The sequence below is a fragment of the Chitinophaga sp. 22308 genome (assembly GCF_052045305.1).
Lineage (GTDB): Bacteria > Bacteroidota > Bacteroidia > Chitinophagales > Chitinophagaceae > Chitinophaga > Chitinophaga varians_A.
The window spans coordinates 788,603-807,226 of sequence record NZ_JBQEOP010000004.1 but is presented as its reverse complement, the minus strand read 5'-3'; the positions used below and the strand labels follow the sequence as shown (position 1 = coordinate 807,226).

The following is an 18,624-nucleotide window of genomic DNA, read 5'->3' as shown; positions in this document are numbered from 1 at the left end:
GTTAAAGGAATGTTATACTTCATATACAAATTAAAGGCCAAAATGTTAAAGTTTCCCATTTAAAACCTAGCTTAGCAATCCTTTTTATTTTATACATGGACGATATCAAGCAACTGATAGGTAAGGAATTACAGGATTTTGAAGGCAAATTCGCAGATTCAGTAAAAAGCCACGTGCCGTTACTGGACCGGATCATGCATTACATAGTAAAGCGGAAAGGAAAACAGATCCGGCCGATGTTTGTACTGCTGTCTGCCCGGCTTTTCAGTAATGAAATCGGGGAAAGCACCTACCGGGCCGCTGCACTCGTGGAACTACTGCACACTGCTACCCTTGTGCATGACGATGTGGTGGATGACGCCAACCAGCGCCGCGGATTGTTTTCCATCAACGCATTATGGAAAAATAAAATAGCCGTCCTCGTTGGCGACTATTTATTGTCCAAAGGGCTTCTGTTGTCATTGAACAACAATGACTTCCGCTCCCTCCAGATCCTCTCTGAAGCGGTAAAGGAAATGAGTGAAGGGGAACTGCTCCAGATTGAAAAAACCAGGAAACTGAATATCAAAGAGGATATTTACTTTGAGATCATTCGCCGCAAAACAGCCTCCCTCCTGGCCTCCGCCTGCGCCGCCGGCGCATGGAGCGCCAGCAACGACGACCACTCCACGGAACAAATGCGGCTGTTTGGCGAAAAAGTAGGCATCGCCTTCCAGATCAAGGACGACCTCTTTGATTATGGTTCTGCCAAAATCGGCAAACCGACAGGCATCGACATCCGCGAAAAGAAAATGACCCTGCCGCTGATATACACCCTCGAACACGCCACGCCCGAAACGAGGCGGAGGATCATCAACATCGTTAAAAATCATAATACGGAAAAAGACCGGGTGGAAGAAGTCATCCAACTCGTAAAAGCTTCCGGCGGAATTGATTACACCAAACAGAAAATGCTGGAATACCGCGATGAAGCCCTCGCCATCCTGCATAAGTTCCCGCAGAACGATATCCGGAACGGCCTGGAATCGCTGGTAAGGTTCACTACCGACAGAACATTTTAGAAGAAAAAATCAAAAATGTAAAATAATAAATGTAAACTGTAGCTGTAATGGCTCCTGCGGAAACCGCCAGCCATTGCCACTTACATTATTTTATTATTTTACATTTTTCACTTTTAAAACGGTTCCTTTTACCTGACAACATAATGCAAAAACGCTGGACAGTCAAAGCATATCAACCAAACCAGGAAAAAGCGCTTCAATCCTCGCTTCGCATACATCCTTTGCTGTGCCGGCTGTTAGTACAACGGCATGTGCATACCTATGAGGCTGCCCGCCAGTTTTTTCGTCCCACCCTCGATGATCTCCATGATCCCTGGCTGATGAAGGATATGGACAAAGCCATTTCACGTATTGAACTGGCATTTTTCCGCCATGAGAAAATATTAATATATGGCGATTACGATGTGGACGGCTGTACGGCTGTAGCCACTGTGTACGCTTTTCTACACAAACTCTACAATAATATAGAATTTTACATCCCACACCGGTACCGGGAGGGATACGGCATCTCTACGGAAGGCATCGCTTACGCGCGCGACAACGATTTTAGCCTCGTGATAGCGCTGGACTGCGGCATCAAATCGGTAGAACTGATTGCAGCGGCCAAAGAAATGGGAATAGATTTCATCATCTGCGACCATCACCTGCCAGACGCGGTTGTACCTCCAGCGGTGGCCATCCTGAACCCGAAACAATACGATTGTCCTTATCCCTATAAGGAACTGAGCGGCTGCGGCATCGGCTACAAACTGATCTGCGCCTTCGCCCAGAAAAGAGGCATTCCCATCGAAGAAGCCAATCAATACCTCGACCTGGTAGCCACCAGCATCGCCGCGGATATTGTCCCGATGACCGGAGAAAACAGGATACTGGCCTTTCACGGGCTGAAAAAGGTGAACAGCAGCCCGTTGCCCGGCATTAAGGCCCTGATCACCCTCAGCGAACTGAAAGAACAACTCACGATCTCCAATCTCGTATTTGTCATTGCGCCCCGCGTAAATGCGGCCGGCAGGATGGACGACGCCCGCAAAGCCGTCAACCTTTTTATAGAAAACGACGAGGAAAAAGCCGCCGCCATAGCTGCTGTACTGCATGCAGACAACTTTGACAGAAAGGAAATAGACAATACCATCACCCAGGAAGCTGTCTCCCTGCTGCAAAACGATGAATCCGTCGGTCTCAGGAAATCAACTGTGTTATACCAGGCACACTGGCATAAAGGCGTGGTAGGTATCGTGGCTTCGCGGCTGATCGATAAATACTACTATCGCCCCACCATCATCCTGACACAGTCCAATGACGTGGTGGCAGGGTCCGCCCGCTCCGTTACCGGCTTCAATGTGTATGAAGCCATCCACCAGTGCAAAGACCTGCTTGTGAACTATGGCGGCCACTTTTATGCAGCCGGCATGACCCTCAAACCGGAAAACGTCCCTGCTTTCCAGCAACGCTTTGAGGAAGTGGTGGCCGGCAGTATCCGGCCCGACCAGCTTGTCCCGGAAATAGTGATCGACACAGAAATTTACTTCAACGATATCACCAACGCCTTTTATAATATCCTCAAACAATTTGAGCCACTGGGACCTGATAACCTGCGCCCCGTTTTTCTGGCCCGGAATATTACCGATACAGGCTATTCCAAACTGGTAAAGGAAGAACATATCAAATTCTCCGTGAGGCAGGGCCGCACCGGTCCTACCCTCTCAGGCATCGGATTTTATATGGCCGACAAATTCCCGATCGTCAGCAGCAAAAAACCGTTCGATATGGTGTTCAATATCGATGAAAACGAATGGAACGGTCAAACCAGCCTGCAATTGAAAGTCATTGATATCAGAGCTTCGAATTAAGATCTGAAAAATTTATACAGTAAAAATCCCCGGGCAGTTTGCTCCGGGGATTTTAGTTTACTAAAAGTCCCCTGGCAATCATGCCAGGGGACTACCTTATAAGTATAATATATTATTTTTTTGTGTTAGCCATCAATTCCACGCTTCTGTTAACGAAAGCAGTAAGATCGGCGCCTGTCAGCAGGTTTTGGGACAGCAGTGCCAGGTCGGCCAGGTTCTTCACTTGTTTTTCCTGTAATGCATTGTCTTTTTCATCCAGGATGTTCAGGTAAACCGGGTGATTGGCGTTGACAGTCATGTTGATTTCGTCCGGCATGGCAGCGTACCAGCTCATACCGCCGCCGCCCATGCTGGCCATGTCTTTCATACGGCGCATGAATTCAGGGCGGGTAACGATTACCGGCTGGGCATCTGCGGTCAGGCCTTTCAGTTCAACCTTGATATTAGGCTGTGTTATCTGTGCGGTGAAGATTTCTTTCAGTTTGCCTTCCTGGTCGGCAGTCAGAACAGTATTGTTGTTTTCGTCCTTGTCGATCAGGTTGTCAGCGATATCAGCATCTACGCGGGTGAACTGTACGTTTTCCCATTTAGCTTCGATATTGCTGATGAAAGCGGCATCCACCAATGTTTCCATTTTCACCACTATAAAACCTTTGTTTTTGGCGGCCTGCACGTAGCTGTCCTGTTGTACCGGATTGGTAGCATAAAGGATCACCAGTTTGCCTTCCTTATTGGTTTGCAGTGCTTCAGCAGCCGCTTTGTACTCTTCACGGGTATAGAACGTGCCACCATCCACGTTTTCAAGCACAAGGAATTTATTGGCTTTGTCCATGAATTTATCGTCGGTCATCATGCCGTATTTCACGAACAGGCCAATGGATTCCCATTTCTCTTCAAAACCTTTGCGGTCGTTACGGAACATCTCGTCCAGTTTGTCCGCTACTTTTTTCGTGATGTGGGCATTGATTTTCTTCACGTTCGGATCGCCCTGGAGATAGCTGCGGCTTACGTTCAGCGGGATATCCGGGCTATCGATCACACCATGCAGCAGCATCAGGAATTCCGGTACGATGTCTTTTACTTCATCGGTCACATACACCTGATTGGAATACAGGTTGATTTTATCTTTCTGTATTTCGTAGCTCTTGGTGATTTTGGGGAAATAGAGAATACCAGTGAGATTGAACGGATAGTCCACGTTGAGGTGAATCCAGAACAGCGGCGCTTCCGCAAAGGGATACAATTCCTTGTAGAAGTTCTGGTAATCTTCCGTGGTCAGTTCACTTGGTTTTTTAGTCCAGGCAGGTGTAGTGTTATTCAACTGCTGGCCTTCGAACTTCACCGGTACCGGCAGGAATTTACAGAACTTGGTGAGGATGGCACGGATGCGGCCTTCGTCCAGGAATTCTTCACTTTCCTCGTTGATATACATCACAATTTCAGTGCCCCTGTCTTCCTTGGTTACTTCTTCCAGTTCATATTCAGGGCTGCCGTCGCATTCCCAGCGGACCGCTGCAGCGCCGTCTTTCCACGATTTGGAGAAGATTTCCACTTTACTGCTCACCATGAAAGAGGAATAGAAACCGAGACCGAAGTGACCGATGATGTTGGTACCGTTTTCCTGGCCTTTATATTTTTTCAGGAACTCTTCCGCGCCGGAAAAAGCCACCTGGTTAATGTATTTATCTACTTCTTCAGCAGTCATACCGATGCCGTGGTCGGCAATGGTGATCGTCTTTTTTTCTTTGTCCAGTCTTACTTCAATGTCTATGTTGCCCAGTTCTCCTTTGAATTCGCCAACGCTGGCCAGGGTTTTCAGTTTCTGTGTCGCATCTACTGCGTTACTTACCAGTTCGCGGATAAAGATTTCATGGTCTGAGTAGAGGAATTTTTTGATGATGGGGAAAATGTTCTCCGTTTGAACACGTATTGCTCCTTTTTGCATTGATTTTCTGGTTTTTTTCTCTTCACTTTTTCAAACGATATGCCAGCCGGGGACAAGCTGACAAGATGTCAATCATCGCATAAACTTTTACCTGATATACAACAACAATCACCACAATAATAACAATATTCGACAAAAATATAATATTACAATATCTCCCTAAATTAACATATAAATCATATAAAAACATTTTCGGGCAGCGGCAATTTAGTAGATTTAGATAACCAAATATCTGAATCTGTACCCCCTTTTTCATTTTAAATCTAATCTATGAGTAGACCTTTACGTTATCTTTTTCTTTTATCCTGCATTATTTACAGTCATGTTGCGTTGGCGCAGAGCCAGCCGCAACCGCGGCAGCTGCCTTACCAGGAAAACTTCGACGCCCTGTCAGCCTCTTCCACCGTATATCCTGACGGATGGCAGGGGTGGACGCTGAGCGGTGCTCCCGGCAGTAGTTTCAACACTGCCACCCCATCGGCCGACAAGGCATTGACACCCAACGGCAGCGCTTCCGGCACGGCCAACGGCGTATACAACTACAGCGGCAAACTGGGTTTCCTGAACAGCGGCTCCGTGGACAATTCGCTGGTACTTGCCGTCAACACCGGCGGACAGGTGAACGTCACCGTCAGCTATGACGCCATGACAATCAGGAATCCATACGATGGCACCACCAATACCCGTATCAATGAAATGGGACTGCAATATCGTATAGGCGATACCGGTAGTTTCATCAATATCAGCGGCACTGCGTACCAGAATAATACTGTAACCCAGACCGGGTCTGGTATTACACTGCCGCAGCAGCTGCAGCATGTCAGCATCACATTGCCGGCTGCCTGTAACAACCAGCCGGTGGTACAGCTGCGCTGGGTGAACCGGCAGATCAGCGGTGGCGGCTCACGCCCTTCTTTCGCGGTGGACAATATCTCCGTGGAAGGCGCCGGTGGCGATGTCACGCCACCAGTCATCAGCAGCCTGGTGCCTGCCAACCAATCGACTGATATCTCTCCGTCAACACCACTGCAAATTATCTTCAGTGAAAACGTTGCCGCCAATCAGGGCAGCGTGTACCTGCATAACAGCAGCAACGGCCATACAGACACATTTGCCATTGGTCAGCCTGCGCTGAGCATTAACAACAATCTGCTTACTGTGAACAAAATACTGCGTCCTTACAGCAGTTATTACATCACTGCCGACAGCGCGCTGGTGAAGGATCTTTCCGGCAACGCTTTTGCCGGCATTGCAGACAGCAGCCAATGGCGTTTTAGCACCGGCGCACAGCAGCTGAGCTTCGACTTTAACAACTGCACGCCAACAGGCAGCACCACGCTGAGCGGCGGCTTTACACAATACAGTGTGGCCGGCGCACAAACATGGGCCTGCACCACTTTCGGACAAAATAACAGTAACGGCGTACAGATCAACGGTTATAGTGGCGGCGCCCAGGACAATGAAGACTGGCTGATATCGCCGGCCTTTGATCTGACCGGCTTCCAGATACCGCTGCTTTATTTCAGCAGCCGCACTGCCTTTACCGGTCCCGCACTGGCACTGAAAGTATCCACGGACTATAGCGGCAGTGGTGATCCCCGCAATGCTACCTGGCATACACTGAATGGCCGTTTCCCTGCCACCGGCAGCGACGTGTGGGCTGTCAGCCAGGGTATCAGCCTGGCTGGCTACAAAGGCGCCAATGTATATGTCGCTTTTGTATACACTTCCTCTCCGGCGCAGCAGGCCGCACGCTGGACCATAGACGATTTTGGCCTGAAAGACACCACTGCCGCGCCGGCCCCCACTCTTACCAGCAGCCCTGCAGCCATTGACTTTGACTATGTGAAATCCGGGCAGCAGTCCGCCCCACAGCTGATCAGCTACTGGGCCAACGACTTCACCGGCAACCTGCAAATCAATGCACCGGCCGGTTTCAGCTTGTCTGTTGACAGTACTAACTACAGTTCACAACTCACTATCCCGCTGGCCACGCTCAACGCAGGGCCTCAACAGGTATGGGTAAGATTTGCGCCCACCGCCGCCAATACGGCCTACAACGGTACGCTGGCATTCAGCGCTCCGGGCTTCAGCGACAGCCATATCCGGCTGAGCGGCACATCACTGCGTTCCCTGAAAGTGGTGAACTGGAACATCGAATGGTTTGGCAGTCCGGTACAAAACCCTGCCAATGACAGTTTACAGCAGGCCAATGTGACCCGCATCCTGCAATACCTGGACGCCGATATCTACGCATTGGCAGAAGTGGTGGACACTGCCCGCTTCAGGGCCGTCGTGAACCAGTTGCCAGGCTACAGCTATGTGATGTCTGATTTCGGTTCCTATGCAGACAGCATTTCCGATGTGGATTACGCGCTGGCACAAAAACTGGCTTTTGTATATAAGACATCAGTGGTGCGGAAGATACGCACCTATGGTGTATTACGTCAGGGTGGCAGCAGCACTGCCTATTATAACTGGTCGTCCGGCCGTTTCCCTTATCTGATGGAAGCCACTGCCAAACTGGACAATGATTCCGCGCGGATCAACTTTATATTGCTGCATGCCAAAGCCAATACCGGTACCAAAGCAGAAAAGCTGGTTTCCTGGGACCGCCGGAAAAACGGCGCCAGAGAGCTGAAAGATACACTGGACGCGCAGTATCCTTATAATAACCTGATCATGCTGGGAGACTTCAATGATGACCTGGCGCGGACCATTACCACAGAACGAGCGCCCGACACCATAACATCCTACATTGATTTCATGAATGACACCTTGCATTACAAGCCGTTGACCTTACCGCTCAGCCTTGCCGGGGAACGTTCCACCGCCAGTTTCTCTTCAGTGATAGACAACGTGATCGGGTCTGACGAAGCCGGTGTGGCCTACCTGCCCGCCTCAGCCAGAGTGATGCAGCAGGTGCAGCAGCTGGTAAGCAGTTACAGTACCACCACTACGGACCACTATCCGGTATTGAGCCGTTACGACCTGCGCGTTTTAGCGAACCCGTTGCCGCTGAACAGCTTCGATGCCAAAGTAGATGGCAGCAAGGTGCAGTTGAGCTGGAACACGCCTTATGAAATCAATAGTGGTTCCTTTGTGATAGAGCGTTCCCGTAACCTGATACATTTTGCCCCGGTGGATACTGTGGCGGCACATGGCACTAGCGGAGAGGCGCATCAATACCTTTGGTATGACGCGTCACCATGGCCGGGAATTGCCCAGTACCGGCTCAAATACCAGGGACTCGATGGCACCATTAAATATAGTCCGGTAAAAACGGTGCTGTTGACCGGCAAAGACCTATGGTTGCAGTTATGGTGGTGTATTCTGGGACATCAGCTGCAATATTGGATCGACTGGAGCAAGAATGGTCCTGCGGCCATACAGCTGATCGACATGCAGGGAAGAGTCCGTCATCAGGAACAGACCACGCTGATCAAGGGTAAAAACAACAGGTCACTGGACGTAAGCCAGTTGCCGGCGGGTGTTTATTTCCTACGGGTACAGTCAGGGCTGGACGTACAGGTGACGAAGATCGTGGTGAACCAGTAACATTTCGGTATTTCGATATTTTGTTATTAGAAACAGTCGCTCTTTAACACCAGAGCGGCTGTTTTTTATTTTGATTTACAACACTTTATACATTAAGAAGGAGAAAAGGCAAGATATTTAGGGATTAAAAGTCAACAGAACGTGGAAATTATCAATAGTTCTGTATCTTTGCACTCCAATTTTTTTTATTTAAAACCATTTAAACAGGGAATTATGAACTACGAATTGATGGTGATCTTTACCCCTGTGCTTTCTGAGGACGAATACAAAGCGGCTCAGAAAAAATTCGCTGATCTCGTTAAAGAGAACGGCGGAAATGTAACGCACGAAAATCCCTGGGGATTAAGATCACTGGCGTATCCTATCCGGAAAAAGACTACAGGCATGTACCTGGTTCTGGAATACAGTGCGCCATCCGACCTCAATGAGAAGCTGAAAATCCAGCTTAACCGTGATGAAAATGTATTACGCCACATGATCACTGCGCTCGACAAACACGCTGTTGAGTACAACAACCGCAAAAGACATGGTGTAAATGCAGAATCTAAAACCACTGAAGCTTAATTATTATGGCAGTTAAACCAAAAAAACAAGAAATTAAGTACTTAACAGCCGTAAAAACCGAGAAACGTCAGAAGAAATACTGCCGTTTCAAGAAAATGGGCATCAGGTACGTAGATTACAAAGACGGTGAGTTTTTGAAGAAATTTTTGAACGACCAGGGTAAAATGTTGCCCCGCCGTATCACAGGTAACTCCCTGAAATTTCAGCGTAAAGTAGCCCAGGCTATTAAGAAAGCTCGTCAAATGGCTTTATTGCCTTATGTTACTGACCTTTTAAAGTAAGAAGTTATGCAAATTATCTTAATACAAGACGTAGATAACCTGGGTCAGAAGAATGAACTGGTTAACGTAAAGAATGGTTACGCCAGGAACTTCCTGATTCCGCAGAAATTTGCGGTAGAAGCAAGTCCTTCCAACATGAAGCAACTGCAGGAACGCCTGAAAGTGCAGAAAGTGAAAGAAGAGAAACTGCTGGCTGAAATCGCGAAAGTGGTGGAAGTGCTGAAAGCTTCTCCTGTTAAAATCGGCGCTAAAACCGGTACTTCCGGTAAAATCTTCGGTAGCGTTACCGGTGTTCAGATTGCCCGCGCGATCAAAGAACAGAAAGGTTACGAAATTGACCGTCGCCGCATCCACATCCTGGATGATGTAAAAGAATTAGGTACTTACAAAGCACGCCTGGATTTCGGTAAAGGCAACGAAACCGAAATGGAATTTGAAGTAGTGGCTGAGTAGTATTTTTCCGGACAACCGGAATACCATATTTCCCGGGCTGGAGACAGTCCGGGATTTTTTTTGCCGGTTATTTGATGAAGAATTTTATCAGGTCTTCATTTCGCAGCCTCAGCTATACCACCGCTGAAAAACTCAAATCTTATTAGTATTTTCATACAATACATCACCTATTTCCGCCATTTGTATGACAAAATACCTTTACTGTTTGCTGATACCCATTCTTATTACAGCCTGCGGCACCCACAAGGCTAAAAAGGCGCCGGCACGCCTGGCTGCCATCACCATACATGGTGACAGTATCCCGCAATATTCCTTTCAGTACGATTCGGCCGGACATCTTATTAAACTGGTGAAACATTATAGTGACCAGGACACCAACGTCACCACGTTTAGCTACGACAATAAGAATCGCCTTACCGGCATGGAATCAGCAGACGAAAACCATCGACAGAAAACAGTTGTACAAAAAGCCACCGTCAGCGCTTGGGACGAGGCTGGCAATATCACGGAGGTACAGTATTACGGAGCAGACAGCACCCCTTTGCGCTTAGCCCGTCTTACCTGGAAAGAGGGAATGCCGTCCTGCCTGAAATACATTGACTCTTCGCTGGCCATGAGCTGGAACTATACCAACGGCAACCCTGACTGGAAAAATATTTGTACCGACACCCTCATCGGCCCTCGTCAGGATACCGGTTTTTATGTGCGCTCCGCCCGGTATGAATGGGACGATACCATCAATCCGCTCCGGCCGCTGGCCAATCAGCTGGTATTAGGTCCTGGTATGGCCCCGGTGCTTTCATCAACACCGCTGCCCAGCGTAGCTGCCTTCCTGCTGCCGGTAAGCACCAATAATCCTACCCTGATAAAGATGGACGAGCAACAAACAGCCGTTTACAAAAACACGTCCCAACGATACCATCGCAATACCACTGTGCAATTCTTTTATGCCTACAAGGATGGTTATCCACAACGGGCGACGGTACACCTCCATTCGGAAGGATATACCAAACTGGGCTCCGATGCACAGGTGAATCTCGATTATATCTACCAATAAGCCTATTCGGGAATTATCCGTAACTTTTAACGGATGTATATACTCACCCGATTCAGACTGATGCCCGTCACCCTGCTGCTTATAGCTGCCAATGTGCTGGTGTATCTCCTGACAATAATGGCCGGCATGAACCTCTGGTGGGGCAATGGCGAGCAATTGCTGCGCTGGGGCGCCAATTACTGGCCGCTGACCGTAGGCCAGCGTGAATACTGGCGCCTGCTGACCAGCATGTTCTTACATGCCGGCTGGTGGCATTTGCTGACCAATATGTTGGGACTTTTTATCGCCGGTGTTTTTCTGGAAAGGGTGGTCAGGCCGCTCCGGTTTATTATCGCTTACCTCCTCACCGGGTTAATAGCTGATTATGCCAGTGTGCTGTTTCACCGCAACATGGTGGGCGTAGGCGCTTCCGGCGCTATCTTCGGTATCTATGGCGTATTCTTCGCGCTGCTCACCACCCGTCTTTTCCCACCTGCTGCCCGCCACAACTTCCTCGGTTACATCAGCCTGTTTATTCTGCTGAACCTTCTCGTGGCCGGCTTCTCCCAGGACATCGATAACGCCGCCCATCTGACAGGTTTTCTCTGCGGTATGCTCACCGGTTACACCTTCTATTTTACCCTTACCGAAGCCGATGGTTTGCGCCTGCCCCGCAGATGATTTTCCCTATGATAATTACTTACATTTGTATTCCTAAATTCCGTACTATGATAAAGAAGGTCTTATTCCTAATGGTGTTTGTTCACTTTCTGTATTCGTGCAACGGCGGCAAACAAACCGGCAATCCCGACAGCACGCAGATAGCTCACGACAGCATCATGCCGGAAGCCAGTATCAGCGCCAAGCCTGAATATATCGACACCATACAGGCCGGCGACAAAAAATTCCTGGTATCCTTTGTTGACAAAGCCACCTATGAACAATACCCGGCCTATCAACTCTCCGGCGATACCTCAGAAACAAATGCCCTCAGCAAAACCACCGACGTAAAACGCGTGGGCCAGCAACTGGAGTTTCACCTGGCAAACGGCGGGCAGAAAATACGCACCAATAATCCAGAAGATGACGATGCTTATGTCCTCTACAGATATGCGGGCTACTATCCTGCCTTACACCGGCACGGCATATTCACCACCTATTACGAAGCCGATGGCTTTGAGCTGCTCAATCCCGATAACGGCGATACGCTGTATACCTGGACAGCACCAATTATTTCCCCCGATAAAAAGTATTTCCTCTGCCCAAGCATGGACATAGAAGCCGGTTTTAATCCCAATGGCTTTCAACTGTTTGAAATCAATAACAAAGACATCCGGCTGGTAGGTGCACCAGAACTGACTGAATACGGAATTGACGAAGTTCGGTGGGTGGACAATAAAACACTGGTTGCCGTTTACCAGACTCATGAAGACATTGCGCATGACCGCAAACGGTATGTGAAACTGGTAATGCAGTAACGCGTCGATGTTACGGCCTATTTAGTATATTTAATGACCGTAACCAAAATCGATCCACTGCGTATGAAAAAAGTATTCCTCCTCCTGATGTTGGCAGCCGTTGTTTGCTATACCGTAAACGCTGCTGCCAACTTCTCCCTGTCACAGGCGCCCACCATGAATGTTGATGGAACAGCCAATTCTATTGTTTCCAAACTGGACAAATCCCTCTTCCTCACCGATCAACAAAAGCCAAAGCTGCTCACTATTGTCACCTCCTATCTGCAGCAGAAAATAAATATCCAATCATTGCAGCAAACTAACCAGAAAGCCTATACGACAAAACTAAACAGCATGCAGAACGGGCTGCACAACAGGTTGAAGCCCCTGCTCACGCTTACCCAGTACACAGAGTTCATGGGCCTGAAACCTAAAACATTTGATGAGACAAATGTTTTATCACAACTGTATTATTGAACAAACGCCCGTATTTCCATTACAGATGATTGGTGACACGTCGAATGCTTTTAAAAGATAAACAGACAATATTAAAGTGATACAGACACGCTAATATTATAACAAGCAAAAAGGCCGTCAATAAAAAAATGACGGCCTTTTTCATTATTCTAAAAACATATTTAGTGTACGATGGTCCTGTCTCTGGCAATCACTTTCCAGGTGCCTGTACACACGTTGCCTTCCACCACATAAGCGCGTTCATACAATGCCACTGTAGGGCAAATATGCAATGGCACACCGTAGAACGTTGTGCCTACAGGATAAGCAGCCGTGTCGGCCACTTTGAGCACCAGGTGCTCTTCACTCTGGGATACAGGTTGTGCGTCCGGCGCATTCAGAAAATGCACCCGTGGCTGAGGGTTTTCCGCCGCCACTGATTTATGTCCCAGATCCAGACACAACAGCTGATCATCAATAACAGAAACAACTCTCGATAATACCAATGCCGCCCACAGGAATGGTTGTTCCGGCAGATTTTTTCCATAGCCCCAATCCCAGAAAACAAAAGTGCCGGGACTACATTCAATCACTGGTCTGGCAGCATGTATGGGAAAGGTAGGCGAGCCTCCTGCAACAATTACCGGCTCCGGCAGTCCGCTGGCCACAATAGCATGTTGTAATACTGGCACCGGTCCATATGCCTCATCGCAGCGCTTTTTCCGTATAGCCATGTCCGTATCGTGAAGATGTCCATCGTACACATGTATGCCTACGGGGCGTATACCCGGCAACGTATGCAGGTAGCGGTACAGCTCCAATGCCGCTTCCGGCTTAACACCGGTGCGGTTCATGCCTACGTTAAGATCGATATATACCCGCAGCTGCCGGCCGTCAGCCGCAAACAACCGGCTGATAGCTTCTCCGGCGGCTTTATTATCCACCAGGCAGGCAAAATCAGTATCAGGATACTGCTGCGCCAGTTGCAACAAACGCGCTGTCTTAGGGCCTACCGGCTGATAAGCCAGTAACACGTCCCGGGCTTTTACCATGCCAAGCATTTCCGCTTCCGCGATAGTGGCACATTTATACTTTTGTATTCCGGCTGCCTGCAACATTTGTACCACCTCGGCCATCTTGCTTGTTTTTACGTGTGGGCGTAACCGTTGTACATCATCGATCATCGTTTTTAACAGATCGATGTTTTGTTTAATCCTGTCTTTATACACCAGCAGCGCCGGTGAGTCTACCTGTTCAGGGTTCTGAAGTTGATACCATTCCATCGGTTATATCATTAATACAATTCAAACAGTGCTTCTATTTCTACCGGAATATTATCGGGCAGGGAACCAAAACCAACAGCGCTGCGTACGCCTACGCCGTTCTCCTGTCCCCATACCGCGGCAAACAGTTCGCTGCAGCCGTTGATGATATAAGGATGGTGTTCAAATTCCGGTACGCAGTTTACCATTCCCAGTACCTTGATCACTCTTTTGATGTTATCGAGGCTGCCCAGGTTGGCCACCAACGTGGAGAGGATGGCCAATCCAACCTGCCTGGCCGCCAGTTTGCCTTCCTCCTTATTGATGTCTTTTCCTATGCGGCCAATGATCAGGCTGCCGTTGTCCTGTACGGTACCATGCCCCGACACATACACATGTTTTCCATCTATCAGCAGCGGTTTATAAACGCCCAGCGGCGCAGGCGCCGGCGGAAGCGTAAGACCCAGTGCTTTAAAATTTTCAGTGGGTGTCATTTTCGTTTATTGATTTACGTTAGACAATCATGCTCAGCAGCAAACTACCGACAAGTCCCGTTACTGAAACGATGGTTTCCATCACTGACCATGTTTTGATCGTATCTTTCACAGACAAGTTAAAGTATTCCTTGAACATCCAGAAACCGGCATCATTAACATGTGAAAACATCAGGCTGCCGGCGCCGGTAGCCAGCACCATGAGGTTAGGATTTACGCCGGAGGTGGCGATCAGTGGCGCAACGATACCTGCGGTTGTTAAACCAGCTACGGTAGCCGATCCTATACACACACGTATGATCGCCGCAATGCCCCATGCCAGTATTAACGGATGCATATGCAGGTCCCGCAGCGTTGTCGCGATATATTCGCTCACCTTACTGTCGTGCAACAGCTGCGTGAGCGCACCCGAACCACCGATGATCAGAATGATCACCGCTATATCTTTTACGGCATCGTCCATCATGCCGAGTAGTTTTTTTGAAGGCACCCCGCGGCGAACACCCAGCAGGTATAAGCCGTTCAGCACCGCCAGCAACATCACGATCAGCGGATCACCCAGCCAGGTGACCAGCTTGTATGGCAGTTGACCAACGGGCAACCATAGTTTCAACATCGCTGTCACCGCCAGCAACAACACCGGCAGCATTGCAGCCAACAGGCTGGGCAACATAGCCGGCAGCTCCGCTTCCGGCAGCGGCGGCGCAACAAACATCTTTCCCGGCTCGGTAGTATATTTTTTCAGGTAACGGGAAAACACCGGACCTGCCAGGATAATAGCCGGTATCGCCAGCAAAATACCATACAGCAGCGTCAGTCCCATACTGGCCTGAAACTGCTGCACTAAAGCAGTAGGAGAAGGATGCGGCGGCAGGTAGCCATGGGTAACTGACAGGGAGGCCAACATGGGAATGCCCAGGTACACCGCCGGCAGCCGGGTCTGCGCTGCTACGGTAAATATTAACGGTACCATCAGCACAAAACCGATGTTGTAAAACAGCGGTATGCCTACAATGAAGCCTGTCAGCATCAGCGACCACTGGATATACCGCGGCCCCAGCAAACGCATCAGTCCACCAGCAATCCGCTGCGCGGCGCCACTTTCGGCCACCAGTTTGCCCAACATGCCGCCGCAGACGATCACCACGATCAACGAGCCTAATGTTTTGCCAATACCCGTTTGTATGGACTGGGTAATTTGCCCGATTTCCATACGCAGGGCCAGTCCCATCAGCAGGGAAACAATCAGGAAAGACAGGAATGTATTTATCTTACACCAGGTAACCAGTACCACTAACAGGAGAATAGCAGCAATAACGATCAATAATGGCATATGCTCTTTCTTTTTGGAAAGAACAAGATAACAAATTGATTCCGGGAATTCTATTCGTAACGCAAAGCGATAATAGGATCCAGTTTAGAGGCCTTATAAGCGGGGTAAATGCCAGAAACCAGTCCTACAGCGGCGCAGAGGGCAATACCAACTAAAATCCAGGCCCAGGGGATGACAAAAGAAGATTTCAGTAATATGGACACGACATTGCCCAGCAGCATGCCCGCCAGGGCGCCAAAAAGGCCCCCCATGGTACTGATGATGATGGCTTCGTAGAGGAATTGTTTGCGGATAGTCTTGCTGGTAGCGCCCAATGCCTTGGTAACACCTATTTCGCGCGTTCTTTCAGCCACAGATACCAGCATAATGTTCATCAACCCGATGGCAGAACCAAAGAGCGTTATCGCCGCGATGGCCACCGCGAACAGGTTCACCGTCCCAAGGCTCTGGAACAGCATCTCTGCGATACTATCGCTCTTGCTCAGTGTAAAGTTATCTTCATCGTTCAGGGCCAGCTGGCGGACTACACGGAAGGTGCCAATGGCTTCTCCCTGTGCAGCCTCCATTTGTTTAATGTCCTTAACGGCCACGCCTATCTGATAAGAGGCGTTAGGCCGGTTGAAGATTCTTCGTGTATTGTTGACCGTAGTAATCACTACGTTGTCCGCGCTCATTAAATTACTGCTGCCTTTGCTTTCCAGTACGCCGATGACGCGGTAACGCACGTCGCCCACACGGATGGTGTTATTCACCACGTTCTTAAGCTTGCGGCCAAACAGTTTCTCCGCCACATCTTTACCCAATATGGCCACATTACGCCCGGACGACACGTCCAGTGCGTTAAAATTGCGGCCGTCACGGATCGTATAGTTGGAGATATCGAGATAGTTTTCGTCACCGCCGATAACGGTCACATTCGGGTTCGTTTTCTTATCATCTTTATAAACAGTGGCAATACCGCTCGCCCTGAAGTTAAGGCTCACAGTGGCAGGGAAATGATACCTTTCTTTAAAAGCCAGCGCCTCCTGGTATGTAATAGGTTTATTGCTGATGGATTTTCTGACCTTTTTCTGGTTTTTATTGCCCTTGGACGCTTTATCCCCATCGTTCCCGATATGCACCTGCATATCGCGGTTACGAAGCGAAAAACTGTTGGCCCCCATGCTGGCAAAGCTGGAGTAAATACTGTTTTTCATACTGTCGATGGCCGTTAAAATGCCCACCAGTACGGTGATACCTACAGCAATGATGGACACTGTAAGACCTGTGCGTAGTCTGTTGCCACTCACGGAACGATAAGCAAGGGAAAATATATCTAAAAACCGCATATAATAAAGTTAATGGAAGTTCAGACAGGCACAAAATAAAAAGTGAGGGAACGCGGACTATGCCGTTTGAGCGGTCACGGGGACCATAAATAAGAAAGGGAACGGCTTGGCCGCTCCCTATAGAAAGAATTTTGTCTTGTAACGATTTTACAGCCAGCCGATCAGCAGACCGGGGAACAGGCCCAGCACCAATACCAGGACGATGGTTAGCACCAGCGCAGCCCTGAAGCCACCGGAAATTGGCTCTACTTCCGGATCACCCTGTTTGAAATACATGGCCATGATCACGCGGAAATAGTAGTATACGCTGATCGCGGCACACAGTACGCCCACAATCACCAGCCACAGCAGATGACCGTGCTGAATAGCAGCAGACAGTACGAAGTATTTGGCAAAGAAACCCGCTGTAACCGGGATACCGGCCAGGGAGAACAGGAAGATGGTCGTTGCCAGCGCCAGCAGCGGCTGTTTACGGGCAAGGCCGTTAAATCCTTCGAAAGTATAGTCCTTCAGTTTCATCAGCACGGCAAACACACCGATAGTAGCGAGGCTGTAGGCAGCTGCATACAGGATGATGCCCTGTGCGGCGAACTGATTGATAGCGATAACGGCAAACAACATAAAACCTGCCTGCGCGATACTGGAATAAGCCAGCATTCTTTTTACGCTCTGCTGGAACACCGCGCTGAAGTTACCCAGGATAAGGGTAGCAGCCGTGATGATAGACAGGATCAGCGTCCAGTGATGGCTTACAGCACCACCAGCGAAGGCCACATGGAACATCCGCAGGAAAGCCACAAAACCACCGGCTTTTACCACAGTAGCCATAAAAGAAGTGAAGACGGTAGGAGAACCATCATATACGTCAGGTGTCCAGAAGTGGAAAGGCACTGCGGACACTTTGAAAGCGAGGGCAAAAGCCATCAGGATAATACCGCACAAAGCCAGCGGATGTGCCGGGTCTGCACCCAGTCCGAGCTCGGCGATATTAAAGGTGCCTGCGGCGCCATAAATCAGGGTAATGCCCATCAGCAGGATACCGGTGGAAAAAGCGCCCATCAGGAAGTATTTCAGGGACGCCTCATTGCTTTTCAGGCTTTTACGGTCGGCCCCTGCCAGTACATACTGCGGAATAGACATGATCTCGATGGCCAGGAACAGCATCAGCAGGTTGCTGAAGGAGGAAGCCAGCGTAATACCCGCCAGGATGAAGAAAATCAGGGCGAAGTAATCTCCCACATGTTCACCTACTTTCTCAAACTCTTTCCCTGATAACAGGAAATATATCAGGGTTGCACCTAAAGCCACTGCATTAAACAACACACTGAACTTTGATACTTCAATCATACCAAATTGGATATAGCTGCCCAGCAGCACAGTGGGGTACAGTGCCAGGTTAGCGATAAATGATATGATGATGGCCGCGATGGCAAAAAATTTAATATGCTGCTTATTGCGTACGAATAAACCGACAAACATCAGAACAACGCCCGATAAAGCAGTAGAAATTAGTGCATTCATATTGTTTCGTTACAAAACCCGTTTA

16 protein-coding genes are annotated in these 18,624 nt (G+C 49.0%); 10 read left to right on the top strand and 6 right to left on the bottom strand.

The window, feature by feature from the left end:
• The first annotated feature begins 95 nt into the window (after positions 1 to 95).
• Together ACTJJS_RS19390 and recJ are read left to right on the top strand one after the other, a co-directional pair.
• Positions 96 to 1,061, top strand: coding sequence for a polyprenyl synthetase family protein (locus ACTJJS_RS19390; RefSeq protein WP_168870043.1), 966 nt, complete (start codon positions 96 to 98; stop codon positions 1,059 to 1,061).
• Between the two features lie 143 nt (positions 1,062 to 1,204).
• Complete coding sequence (gene recJ / locus ACTJJS_RS19385; RefSeq protein WP_168870044.1) at positions 1,205 to 2,911, top strand: single-stranded-DNA-specific exonuclease RecJ; 1,707 nt, start codon at positions 1,205 to 1,207, stop codon at positions 2,909 to 2,911.
• Between the two features lie 112 nt (positions 2,912 to 3,023).
• Here recJ and htpG read toward each other — a convergent pair whose 3' ends face one another.
• Positions 3,024 to 4,856, bottom strand: a complete 1,833-nt coding sequence (gene htpG / locus ACTJJS_RS19380) for a molecular chaperone HtpG (RefSeq protein WP_343745442.1) — start codon at positions 4,854 to 4,856, stop codon at positions 3,024 to 3,026.
• A gap of 270 nt (positions 4,857 to 5,126) precedes the next feature.
• On the opposite strand from htpG, the gene ACTJJS_RS19375 reads away from it, so the two are divergent.
• The 8 genes from ACTJJS_RS19375 to ACTJJS_RS19340 all read left to right on the top strand — a co-directional run bounded on the left by ACTJJS_RS19375 (position 5,127) and on the right by ACTJJS_RS19340 (position 12,682).
• A complete protein-coding gene (locus ACTJJS_RS19375; RefSeq protein WP_440664910.1) occupies positions 5,127 to 8,414 on the top strand; it encodes an Ig-like domain-containing protein in 3,288 nt (1,095 codons plus the stop codon).
• A gap of 213 nt (positions 8,415 to 8,627) precedes the next feature.
• Entirely contained in the window at positions 8,628 to 8,978 is a 351-nt protein-coding gene (gene rpsF, locus ACTJJS_RS19370) for a 30S ribosomal protein S6 (RefSeq protein ID WP_211092553.1), read from the top strand.
• Positions 8,979 to 8,983: 5 nt separating this feature from the next.
• On the top strand, positions 8,984 to 9,259 hold the full coding sequence (rpsR, locus tag ACTJJS_RS19365; protein WP_078668863.1) for a 30S ribosomal protein S18: 276 nt from the start codon (positions 8,984 to 8,986) through the stop codon (positions 9,257 to 9,259).
• Positions 9,260 to 9,265: 6 nt separating this feature from the next.
• Entirely contained in the window at positions 9,266 to 9,712 is a 447-nt protein-coding gene (gene rplI / locus ACTJJS_RS19360; protein ID WP_078668864.1) for a 50S ribosomal protein L9, read from the top strand.
• Positions 9,713 to 9,896: 184 nt separating this feature from the next.
• The gene (locus ACTJJS_RS19355) at positions 9,897 to 10,769 is read left to right on the top strand and encodes an RHS repeat domain-containing protein (RefSeq protein ID WP_440664909.1); all 873 of its coding nucleotides are present in this window, start codon (positions 9,897 to 9,899) and stop codon (positions 10,767 to 10,769) included.
• Positions 10,770 to 10,802: 33 nt separating this feature from the next.
• The gene (locus ACTJJS_RS19350) at positions 10,803 to 11,429 is read left to right on the top strand and encodes a rhomboid family intramembrane serine protease (protein ID WP_440664908.1); all 627 of its coding nucleotides are present in this window, start codon (positions 10,803 to 10,805) and stop codon (positions 11,427 to 11,429) included.
• Positions 11,430 to 11,476: 47 nt separating this feature from the next.
• Positions 11,477 to 12,226 carry a hypothetical protein gene (locus ACTJJS_RS19345; RefSeq protein ID WP_440664907.1) on the top strand — a complete coding sequence of 250 codons (750 nt, stop codon included), beginning with the start codon at positions 11,477 to 11,479 and terminating at the stop codon, positions 12,224 to 12,226.
• Positions 12,227 to 12,289: 63 nt separating this feature from the next.
• On the top strand, positions 12,290 to 12,682 hold the full coding sequence (locus ACTJJS_RS19340) for a hypothetical protein (protein ID WP_440664906.1): 393 nt from the start codon (positions 12,290 to 12,292) through the stop codon (positions 12,680 to 12,682).
• A 161-nt stretch (positions 12,683 to 12,843) separates the two neighbouring features.
• On the opposite strand, the gene ACTJJS_RS19335 is transcribed toward ACTJJS_RS19340, so the two are convergent.
• The 5 genes from ACTJJS_RS19335 to ACTJJS_RS19315 form a co-directional block, all read right to left on the bottom strand.
• The gene (locus tag ACTJJS_RS19335) at positions 12,844 to 13,944 is read right to left on the bottom strand and encodes a D-TA family PLP-dependent enzyme (RefSeq protein ID WP_440664905.1); all 1,101 of its coding nucleotides are present in this window, start codon (positions 13,942 to 13,944) and stop codon (positions 12,844 to 12,846) included.
• A gap of 11 nt (positions 13,945 to 13,955) precedes the next feature.
• Entirely contained in the window at positions 13,956 to 14,417 is a 462-nt protein-coding gene (locus ACTJJS_RS19330) for a RidA family protein (protein WP_440664904.1), read from the bottom strand.
• Positions 14,418 to 14,436: 19 nt separating this feature from the next.
• On the bottom strand, positions 14,437 to 15,750 hold the full coding sequence (locus tag ACTJJS_RS19325; RefSeq protein ID WP_440664903.1) for a gluconate:H+ symporter: 1,314 nt from the start codon (positions 15,748 to 15,750) through the stop codon (positions 14,437 to 14,439).
• 50 nt (positions 15,751 to 15,800) lie between these two features.
• The gene (locus tag ACTJJS_RS19320; RefSeq protein ID WP_168870054.1) at positions 15,801 to 17,078 is read right to left on the bottom strand and encodes an ABC transporter permease; all 1,278 of its coding nucleotides are present in this window, start codon (positions 17,076 to 17,078) and stop codon (positions 15,801 to 15,803) included.
• Positions 17,079 to 17,225: 147 nt separating this feature from the next.
• Positions 17,226 to 18,599: an NADH-quinone oxidoreductase subunit N gene (locus tag ACTJJS_RS19315; protein ID WP_440664902.1), complete on the bottom strand. Its 1,374-nt coding sequence runs from the start codon at positions 18,597 to 18,599 to the stop codon at positions 17,226 to 17,228.
• Positions 18,600 to 18,624 lie beyond the last annotated feature (25 nt).